Below are 9,143 nucleotides of genomic sequence, written 5' to 3' on the forward strand. Positions count from 1 at the left end.
ATGTTTCTAGAAATTTTTATGTACTTATGAAGAGCAATATCCTTACTCGCGACTCTCGATCATTGACACAGCGCCCCCTCCGCGTGCCATAATTGGCCTCTGCACCCCCAAGGAGCGCCGAATTCTGCGAGCGATATAAAGAATGAACCCGACCGGCGCAATCATTAGCTTTTCTTTTGAAAATACAAAAAAATGCCTTTTCCACGGTCTGGCCGTTTTATTCTTAAATGGCGTCACGATTCTGCTGCTGTTAGGACACGCCGAAAATCATACGCTCGCGCTGATGCCGAGTGTTCTTACAATTCCTCTCCTCACCCGGTTGTGCTGGCTGTTCGGCCAAGAAATACGGCGGCTCGCCAGCCTGAACACACAAAGCCATGATTCTTCTCTTTAGAGCCGCGCGCCTTTAATCTGGCGCGGCTCTAAAAGCCGCCATTGAGGCGGCGGCCAAGGGCGCGGATGCGCCCGCCCGGCGAGGGCCAAAATAAACCTAGAGTATCGTGCGTCACATTTGACGCGCGATACTCTAGAGGAAATGGGCGTTGAGCTTGGCCAAGAGGCGGGCCAGGGCCGCATCCTCATAGTGAACCGCCGCACCGCTCCCCCAAACCGGGCCGGGCCAAGCGGCATCGCCCTCGGTGCGCGCCACGATATGAATGTGCAACTGCCGCACGATATTGCCGAGTGCGCCGATATTGAGTTTCAACGGGGCCGTCACCGCGCGTAAAACTTCGGCGCATTGGCTTATCTCGGCCCATAGGCGCGCCCGATCCGCGGGCGCTAAATCGAGAATTTCCACGGCTCCCGCCCGACGCGGCACGAGGATAAGCCAGGGAAACCGCGCGTCCTTCATCAGCAGAAGCGTAGACAGCGGCAAGGCTGCGACCGGCGCCGTATCCTGCGCAAGCCTGCTATCGAGCGAAAACCCGCCCTCTGTCCCATCTCCCGGCTTGACCGATGTGCTTGCCCCGCTCACTCTCTACGCCCTTTCGCTTATGTTCCCCAGAGGATTACCGTGGATTTACTGCTGCACAATAGCCTTACCCGCCACAAGGAGGTTTTTACCCCCGCTGATCCGGCGCGTGTGACGCTCTATGTCTGCGGCCCCACGGTCTATGATCGTGCCCATTTAGGCAATGCCCGCGCCGCCGTGGTCTTCGATACGCTCTATCGGGTCCTGCAAGAAAAATATCCCGAGGTGGTATACGCCCGCAATATTACCGATGTGGACGATAAGATTAATCACGCCGCCGCTGAGCGCGGCGTTGCCATCGGCGTGATTACGGCGGAAACCGAACGCTATTATCTTGAGGATATGGACGCGCTCGGCGTGCTGCACCCCGTCATCCAGCCGCGCGTGACCGACCATATCCCCCAGATTATCGCTCTCGTGGAAAAGCTGATCGCGGCGGGCCATGCCTATGAAGCCGAAGGCCATGTGCTGTTCGACGTGCCGTCGATGCCCGACTACGGTCGCCTCTCCGGCCATAGCCGCGACGAGCTGATCGCGGGCGCGCGCGTCGATGTCGCCCCCTATAAGCGCGACCCGGCGGATTTCGTGCTGTGGAAACCCTCCACCCCCGATCTGCCCGGCTGGGATAGCCCCTGGGGTCGCGGGCGGCCCGGCTGGCATATCGAATGCTCGGCGATGATCGAGGCGCATTTGGGCGAGACCATCGATATTCACGGCGGCGGCGCGGATTTGATCTTCCCGCACCATGAGAATGAAATCGCCCAATCGACCTGCGCCCATCACGGCGCGCCGCTGGCGCGCTACTGGCTGCACAACGGTATGTTGCGCGTCGAGGGCGAGAAAATGTCCAAATCCTTGGGCAATTTCTTCACCGTGCGCGACCTGCTCGACCGCGCCCCCGGCGAGGCCATCCGCCTGCTCCTGCTCTCCTCCCATTACCGGCAACCGCTGGATTGGACCGAGAAGGGCTTGCAGGAAGCCGTCGGCGCGCTCGACCGCTTCTATCTGGCGCTGCGCCGGGTGGCCGATATTATGGTCGACCCGCAGCAGCCGGAGGGGGTGCTGACTGCCCTGTCGGACGATCTCAATACGCCGCTGGCGCTCTCCACGCTGCACGCGCTGGTGACGGACTTGAACAAGAGCGAAAACTTCAATGAAATGGTCTGGCTGAAGTCGGAGATCCTCGGCGCGGGCCAGTTGCTCGGCCTGCTCCAGCATGACCCCGAGGAATGGTTGCAGCGCGGCGGCTCCGCCGATCTGACGGCGGAGACCATCGAAGCCATGTTGGCGGACCGCATCGCCGCCCGCAAAGCCAAAGATTTCGCCGCCGCCGACCGAATTCGGGACGAGCTCATTGCAGCGGGGATTATTCTAGAAGACGGCATCGACGGCACCAGTTGGCGGCGTAAGAGCTAACCGTCCTCAAGTAGGCCCAGGGCCGGTAGGACGACAAGAATAGAGTCGGGAAAAATCATGGCAGAGCGCGTTTATCTTTTTGATACCACCTTACGCGACGGGGCACAGACCTCCGGCGTGGATTTTTCCGTTGCCGATAAGCGCGCGATGGCGATTGCCCTCGATAAGCTCGGCATCGATTACGTCGAAGGCGGCTGGCCCGGCGCAAACCCGACCGATGATGCGTTCTTCGGCGATGCGCCCACGCTGAAGCGCGCCAAATTCACCGCTTTCGGCATGACACGCCGTCCGGGGCGCAGCGTCGGCAATGATCCGGGGCTCGCGGCGCTGGTGAACTCCGGCGCGCCGGTGGTGACGCTGGTCGGCAAAAGCTGGGATTTTCACGTCGATGTGGCGCTGAACATCCCGCGCGAGGAAAATATCGCCATGATCGGCGATAGTATCGCCCATCTGGTCAGCCTTGGGCGCGAGGCGATCTATGACGCCGAGCATTTCTTCGACGGCTATAAGGCCAATCCCGCCTATGCGCTGGCCTGTCTGAAGGCAGCCCAGGACGCGGGCGCGCGCTGGACGGTGCTCTGCGATACCAATGGCGGAACCCTGCCGCACGAGGTCGCCCGCATCGTCCGCGAGGTCACCGCCCATTTCCCCGGCGAGACTTTAGGCATCCACGCCCATAATGATACGGAAAACGCCGTCGCCAACTCGCTCGCCGCCGTCGAAGCCGGGGTGCGGCAGGTGCAGGGCACCATCAACGGCTTGGGCGAGCGCTGCGGTAACGCCAATCTGATTTCGGTGATCCCCAGCCTCATGCTGAAAATGGGCTTCGACACGGGGCTTCCCGTGGAAGATTTGCGCCATCTTACCGGCCTGTCGCATCTGCTGGATGAGCGCCTGAACCGCGCACCGTTCAAGCACGCCGCCTATGTGGGCGCGTCGGCCTTTGCCCATAAGGGCGGCCTGCACGTGTCGGCGGTGGAAAAAGACCCGCGCACCTACGAGCATATCCCCCCCGAAACCGTGGGCAATCGGCGGCGGATTCTCGTGTCGGATCAGGCCGGGCGCTCGAACGTCATTTCCCGCTGCCGCGATTTGGGCATCGAGGTGCCGCCCGAAACCAGCAAGATCGACGCGCTGGTCGATCTGGTCAAATCCCGCGAGTTCGACGGCTATTCCTACGACGGGGCCGATGCCAGCTTCGAGTTGCTCGCCCGCCGCCTGTTCGGCGAAGTGCCGGATTATTTCACCGTCACCTCCTTCCGCGTGCTCGACGAGCGGCGCTGGAATGCCTTAGGCAAGCTCGTCACCCTGTCGGAAGCGACCATCCGCGTTACCGTCGGCGATAAGCAGGAAATGACCGTGGCGGACGGCAACGGCCCGGTGAACGCGCTTGATGCGGCCTTGCGCAAGGCGCTGATCCCGCTCTACCCCAGCTTGGATGATATCCATCTAACGGACTATAAGGTCCGCATCCTCTCGCCCCAGGACGGCACCAAGGCGGTGACGCGGGTGATGATCGAAAGCCAGAAGGCCAATGGCGAGCGCTGGACGACAGTCGGCGTCTCCCCGAACATCATCGATGCCAGCTTTAACGCCCTGCACGATGTGATCTGCTTTGCGCTACTGAAGTTTGGCGGCTAAAGCACCACCACTCGGTTCCGCCCGCCCTGTTTGGCGCGGTAGAGGGCGCTATCGGCGCGGGCGATGAGCGTATCGAATTGGTGCTCTTGCGTCTGAAGCCCCGTCAGGCCGATGCTGATTGTCAGGCTGACGCGGCCATTCTCCAGCGGAATAATTAGCGCTTCCGTCGCCCGGCGCAGGTGATGGGCAAGGCTGGTGGCGTCCGAGGCGGTCATATTCGGTAGAATGATGGCAAATTCGTCGCCGCCGTAGCGCCCGCTCGTCTCCGCGAAAGGAAAATTCGTGCGCAGCATCGCCCCGAAGGCGGCCAGCATCGCGTCGCCCGCCGTGTGCCCATAGGTTTGATTGATCCGATCGAGGTGATCGAGGTCGAGCATCATCAGATGCAGCGGCTTGCCCGCGTCATGGGCTTTCGGGATGGCTTGGGCTAATTTTTCCAGCACGGCATTGCGGCTCAGCAGTCCGGTTGTCCGGTCCTGGAGCGCCGTCTGGCGGAGTTGCTGGTAGAGATGATCGACCGTCATCGCCATCAGGGCCACGCCCATGCACAGAACGGTGATTCCTGAGCCGAGAAATGTATAGGTCTGCCATTGGCTCGGGGCCATGAAATCGATCAGTTGCTCAAAAAGCGCGCCGCCGGTTCGGGCGGTGAAATAGAGGGTATGGCACAGAAAAACCACGGCTGCCGCCAGCGCCGCCGTTCCGGCCAAACCGCGCCGCTGAACCAACAGCGTCTCGCGCAGAAACGCAAGGCCGCTGACGATTTGAAAGCAGGAGGCGATGACGATACGGGTTGTCACATCCTGATACACCAACAGAAAATAAGCGATTCCGCCGAGATAGAGGGCAACCGGCACCAGCCCAAGCCCGATCTTCAACGGAACCCGCCGAAAACTGCGCAGCCCCGCCCACATCGAAAGCCCCGCCAGCGCAATCGGTAGATTGGCAAGGGGCGCGAAGGCAGGCGGCAGAACGCTGAACGTTAGGGCATAGAAGGTAAGCCCAATGCCATTCATCAGCGCTGACAAGGCCCAAAACAGCGCCGATAATTGCGTGCGATTGACGCGCCAGGTCATCAGCATCGCGATGGTCATAACGAAGCTGATAAAAGCGCTATTGATAAGCAGAGTGCGGCTATCCAAAATCATGGCCGGAGTCTGCTGTCTCAGCCCCCGGCGCAGCAACAAGAATCTTTTCTTGGTGAGACCGCAAAAAATAAGGCATGAGAGAGCAACCGAAGAAGGCTGGGAGCCCTGCCCGCGCGGCCTTTAGAAACTAAAATTAACACTAAATCCTTTCCATGAGTATGACATGACCTTGCGTTCCATGAGCCGCCCGCCGGAAGATCAACCCGCCTTCATTCTGGTTGAACCGCAACTCGCCGATAATATTGGTTTTGCGGCGCGGGCGATGCTGAATTTCGGCCTAACCTCCCTGCGCCTCGTCACCCCGCGCCCGGAATGGCCGAGCGAACGGGCGGTGCAGACCGCCTCCGGGGCTGGATCGGTGCTGGAGGCCGCCACCGTCCATCGCTCGATGCTGGATGCCATCGGCGATCGGCAAGTGGTCTACGCCACCTCCGCCCGCCCGCGCGAGCTGGTGAAGCGCGTCATCACGCCCCGGCAGGCGGCAGCGGAACTGCGCGCCCATGCCGCTCAAAAAATCCGCACCGCCGTTCTGTTCGGCCCCGAGCGGACGGGGCTGATTAACGACGACCTCGCCGGGTTGATGCGACCATCACCTGCCCGGTCAACCCGGACTTCTCCTCGCTCAATCTAGCGCAGGCGGTTCTGCTCATCGGCTACGAATGGTTCCAGGCCGCCGATGCCACGCCTGCGACCGAATTGCGCGCCGGCGGGGCCGAGATTGCCAGCCGCGAGCATTTGGAAAGCTATCTGTTGCGTCTCGAAAGCGAGCTGACCGAGTGCGGCTTTCTGCGCATCCCCCATATGCGCCCGGCGATGATCCGCAATATCCGCGCGCTATTCGGGCGCATTCAACTGACGGATCAGGAGGTTCGCACCCTGCACGGCATGCTGACCGAGCTTGTGACCAAGCGCCTGTCTGCTAATTCACTTGAAGCGCCCGATGGGGAGAAGTAGCAGAGACGGCAGCGCGCGGGTTTCGCACAGCGGATTGGTCAGGAGACGGTGATGACGGAAAAAGTGGCCCTAATTACGGGCGTAACGGGGCAGGATGGGGCGTATCTGGCACGGCTGCTGTTGGCCAAAGGCTATAAGGTGCATGGGGTCAAACGCCGCTCCTCCTCGTTCAATACGGGCCGGATCGACGATATTTATCAGGATATCCACGAGGCCGACGCGCGCTTTCGCCTGCACTACGGCGATATGACCGATTCGACCAATATCATCCGCCTCGTCCAAGAAACCCAGCCGGACGAAATCTATAACCTCGCCGCCCAAAGCCATGTGCAGGTGAGTTTCGATACCGCCGAATATACCGCCAATGCCGACGCCATCGGCGTGCTGCGCCTACTTGAAGCAATGCGGATTTTAGGCCTGGGCAAAAAAGACGCGCTTCTACCAAGCCTCGACCTCGGAACTTTACGGCTTGGTGCAGGAAACGCCGCAGCGGGAAACGACGCCCTTCTATCCGCGTTCGCCCTATGCCGTGGCGAAACTCTACGGCTATTGGATTACGGTAAACTACCGCGAATCTTACGATTTCTATGCCTGCAACGGCATTCTGTTTAACCATGAAAGCCCCATTCGCGGCGAAACCTTCGTGACCCGCAAGATTACCCGCGCGGTGGCCGCCATCGAGCTTGGTCAGCAAGAGACGCTCTACCTGGGCAATCTCGACGCGAAACGCGACTGGGGCCATGCCCGCGATTATGTCGAAGGCATGTGGCGGATCCTCCAGCAGCCGACGCCGGAAGATTTCGTGCTGGCGACTGGCGAAACCCGTTCGGTGCGCGAATTCGTCGAACTGGCCTTCGCCGAAACCGGCCGTCAGATCGTCTGGACCGGCAGCGGCGTCGATGAAATTGGCACCGATGCCAAAACCGGCAAACCGCTGGTGAAGATCGATCCGCGCTACTTCCGCCCCGCCGAAGTTGATTTGCTGCTCGGCGACGCCACTAAAGCCCAGCAAAAACTGGGATGGACGCCGAAAGTGGCGTTCCGCGATCTCGTCAAGGAAATGGTCGCGTCCGACCTCAGCCTGCTGAAAACCGGCGTCGGCCTTGGGGCGGGGTCCGAGTAAGCGGAGGCGATGACCCCACCGCTCCGTCTGAAGCGCAACGCGCTGTCCAATTTTGCCGGGCTGATGACCGTCAGCCTGCTGCCCCTGATCGCGAGCATTCTCTATGTGCCGCTGCTCGGGATGGATCGGTTCGGCGTGGTGGGGACCGCGAGTTTTTTGATTACTTTAGCTGCAAGCCTCGATTTCGGCATGGCGCGGGCAGTCACGCAGAAGTTTGCGCAGATGCCGCCCGACGGCCTACAGGATGGCGGAGCGCGCAGCTTCGCCCGCGTCGCCTTCTGGGTTTACCTGCTCATAGTCGCGGCGCTGGCGGGCGCAGTTGCGGCGGGCGCGGATTATCTCACCCAATATTGGCTCATCATCCCGCCGACGCTGCACGCCGAAACTCAGTATGCCCTCCTGATCGGCGGCCTCACCCTCGTTCCGCACTGCCTGAGGGTTATTCCCTTGGCGGCGTTGAACGGCTTGGAGCGGCAGGGGGTGAGCAATCTTCTGCAAACCGGCACGCTGGCGTTTCGCCTCGCCATCTCGCTGCTGATTCTGGAGACGATCGAGCGTTCGCTCACGGCCCTGATGCTGACCTGGCTCATCGCGTCGATTCTCGAAAGCCTCGTGATTCTCTGGGTGACCGCGCGCTGCCTGAAGCCTCTCAACCGCGCCCCCATCGGCCCGATGCGCTGGGCAATTCTCCACGATCTCGCCCGCGCCAGCCGCAGCGACGGCACCTCGGCCCTCGTTGGCCTTGCGACTAATTTTGCCGATAAGCTCATCTTGAGCCGCTTGCTGCCCATCGATCTCTTCGGTCTCTACCATCTCATCAGCCTGCTCGGCACTTCCTTGAACCGATTGACCGCGCCGATTGCCTTTGCCGCCTTTCCCCGCTGGATTGCCTATCAGGCCACGGGCGACCGCGCCGCCTTGAGCAGCAGCTACCGTGCCGCGTCCCAAATCGCAGCCGCCCTGATCTTGCCGACGATGGTTGCCGGCCTGCTGTTTGCGCCGCTGGTCTTGGCCGCGCTGTTCCCATCCGCCCTGATCCCGCCCGATCTGATTTTAGCGTTTCGCCTGATCGTTCTCAGCGGGGCGGCAAATGCGCTGGGATTTATGCCCTATCTAGCCCAACTCGCCACCGGATCGACGCGCGTGATCTTGCGCTTTGCCCTACTCTCGGGCGCGCTGTATCTGCCGCTGATTCTGCTGGCGACGCCCAGCTTGGGCCTGTTTTTGCCGATTGGAGCGCGACTGCTGTTGGAGGGGGCCGGTTTCGCCCTTTTCGCCATCGTGCTCCACCGCCGGGTTTTGCCGGGCGACGGCGGGCGTTGGCTGCGCGAATCGCTCCTGGCCCCTTTGGCTGGGTTGGCGTTGCCGTTCGCGGTGGGAGCTTTCTGGCTGGCCGATGCCCCGCCGACGCTGACGAGTTTCGCCAAGGCGTGCGGGGTTGGAAGCGTCGGAATCCTAGGCGCGCTCATCGCAACCCCCGCCGGGCGGCGGCAGATTAACACCCTGTTCCGACGCCTGCCCGTCTTTCCGCGCGGACGGGGATAGCATCGCGGCCCCGGCTTCGGTAGGATGCGGGCCATCATTGCGTGTTGCTTGGGGTCCGAATACCGATGGCCGACGTCCGAAATTGGCAAGAACTCAGTCGCGCTATCGTCAAATTGATCCGCGATCAATATGGAATCGATGAAGCTATTCTGAAGCGGACCGCTGTGCTGGAGACCGATATCGGCCTCAGCATCGATCAAGTCGAAGCGATTCTGGATTATATTACCGAGACCTTCGAAATCCGCTTCCCGGCAGGCACGCTGAACGAAGTGCTGAAGTTGGAAGAACTGTGCCTGCTCGCCTGCTGGCTGAAGGGCTACTACAAACAACCCACGTTTATTTC

Annotated in this window: 9 protein-coding genes and 1 pseudogene; 8 read left to right on the plus strand and 2 right to left on the minus strand. The window is 61.1% G+C overall.

Annotation, left to right across the window (positions count from 1 at the left end; genetic code table 11):
* The first annotated feature begins 142 nt into the window (after positions 1-142).
* Positions 143-394, plus strand: coding sequence for a hypothetical protein (locus tag VZ95_RS10185; protein WP_045775746.1), 252 nt, complete (start codon positions 143-145; stop codon positions 392-394).
* A 132-nt stretch (positions 395-526) separates the two neighbouring features.
* Here VZ95_RS10185 and VZ95_RS10190 read toward each other — a convergent pair whose 3' ends face one another.
* Positions 527-976, minus strand: a complete 450-nt coding sequence (locus VZ95_RS10190) for an HIT domain-containing protein (protein ID WP_045775747.1) — start codon at positions 974-976, stop codon at positions 527-529.
* A gap of 39 nt (positions 977-1,015) precedes the next feature.
* Between VZ95_RS10190 and cysS the strand changes: the two genes are divergently transcribed.
* Positions 1,016-2,389: a cysteine--tRNA ligase gene (cysS, locus tag VZ95_RS10195; RefSeq protein WP_045775748.1), complete on the plus strand. Its 1,374-nt coding sequence runs from the start codon at positions 1,016-1,018 to the stop codon at positions 2,387-2,389.
* Positions 2,390-2,443: 54 nt separating this feature from the next.
* Complete coding sequence (gene cimA / locus VZ95_RS10200; RefSeq protein WP_156995228.1) at positions 2,444-4,030, plus strand: citramalate synthase; 1,587 nt, start codon at positions 2,444-2,446, stop codon at positions 4,028-4,030.
* On the opposite strand, the gene VZ95_RS10205 is transcribed toward cimA, so the two are convergent.
* Positions 4,027-5,178 (minus strand): GGDEF domain-containing protein, encoded by a 1,152-nt coding sequence (locus VZ95_RS10205; protein ID WP_045775750.1) that lies wholly within the window; start codon positions 5,176-5,178, stop codon positions 4,027-4,029. The two genes, cimA and VZ95_RS10205, sit on opposite strands and share 4 nt — an antisense overlap.
* Positions 5,179-5,341: 163 nt before the next feature.
* Here VZ95_RS10205 and VZ95_RS28810 point away from each other — a divergent pair, with 163 nt between their 5' ends.
* From VZ95_RS28810 to VZ95_RS10225, 5 genes and pseudogenes are all read left to right on the plus strand, one after another.
* A complete protein-coding gene (locus VZ95_RS28810) occupies positions 5,342-5,809 on the plus strand; it encodes an RNA methyltransferase (protein WP_332308067.1) in 468 nt (155 codons plus the stop codon).
* Positions 5,810-5,874: 65 nt separating this feature from the next.
* Entirely contained in the window at positions 5,875-6,132 is a 258-nt protein-coding gene (locus tag VZ95_RS28815) for an RNA methyltransferase (protein ID WP_332308068.1), read from the plus strand.
* Between the two features lie 51 nt (positions 6,133-6,183).
* Positions 6,184-7,255 (plus strand): annotated as a pseudogene (gmd, locus tag VZ95_RS10215) (GDP-mannose 4,6-dehydratase).
* A gap of 9 nt (positions 7,256-7,264) precedes the next feature.
* On the plus strand, positions 7,265-8,800 hold the full coding sequence (locus VZ95_RS10220) for a lipopolysaccharide biosynthesis protein (RefSeq protein ID WP_045775751.1): 1,536 nt from the start codon (positions 7,265-7,267) through the stop codon (positions 8,798-8,800).
* Between the two features lie 65 nt (positions 8,801-8,865).
* Positions 8,866-9,143 (plus strand): hypothetical protein (locus VZ95_RS10225; RefSeq protein WP_045775752.1); only part of this gene is annotated, 278 nt, incomplete at its 3' end.

The organism is Elstera litoralis (assembly GCF_000963705.1).
Classification (GTDB): domain Bacteria; phylum Pseudomonadota; class Alphaproteobacteria; order Elsterales; family Elsteraceae; genus Elstera; species Elstera litoralis.

Excerpts from the sequence above, each read along its gene's own strand:
- VZ95_RS10220 (WP_045775751.1), top strand. The coding sequence starts at position 7,265 with ATGACCCCACCGCTCCGTCTGAAGCGCAACGCGCTGTCCAATTTTGCC.
- VZ95_RS10205 (WP_045775750.1), bottom strand. The coding sequence starts at position 5,178 with ATGATTTTGGATAGCCGCACTCTGCTTATCAATAGCGCTTTTATCAGC.
- VZ95_RS28810 (WP_332308067.1), top strand. The coding sequence starts at position 5,342 with ATGACCTTGCGTTCCATGAGCCGCCCGCCGGAAGATCAACCCGCCTTC.
- VZ95_RS10185 (WP_045775746.1), top strand. The coding sequence starts at position 143 with ATGAACCCGACCGGCGCAATCATTAGCTTTTCTTTTGAAAATACAAAA.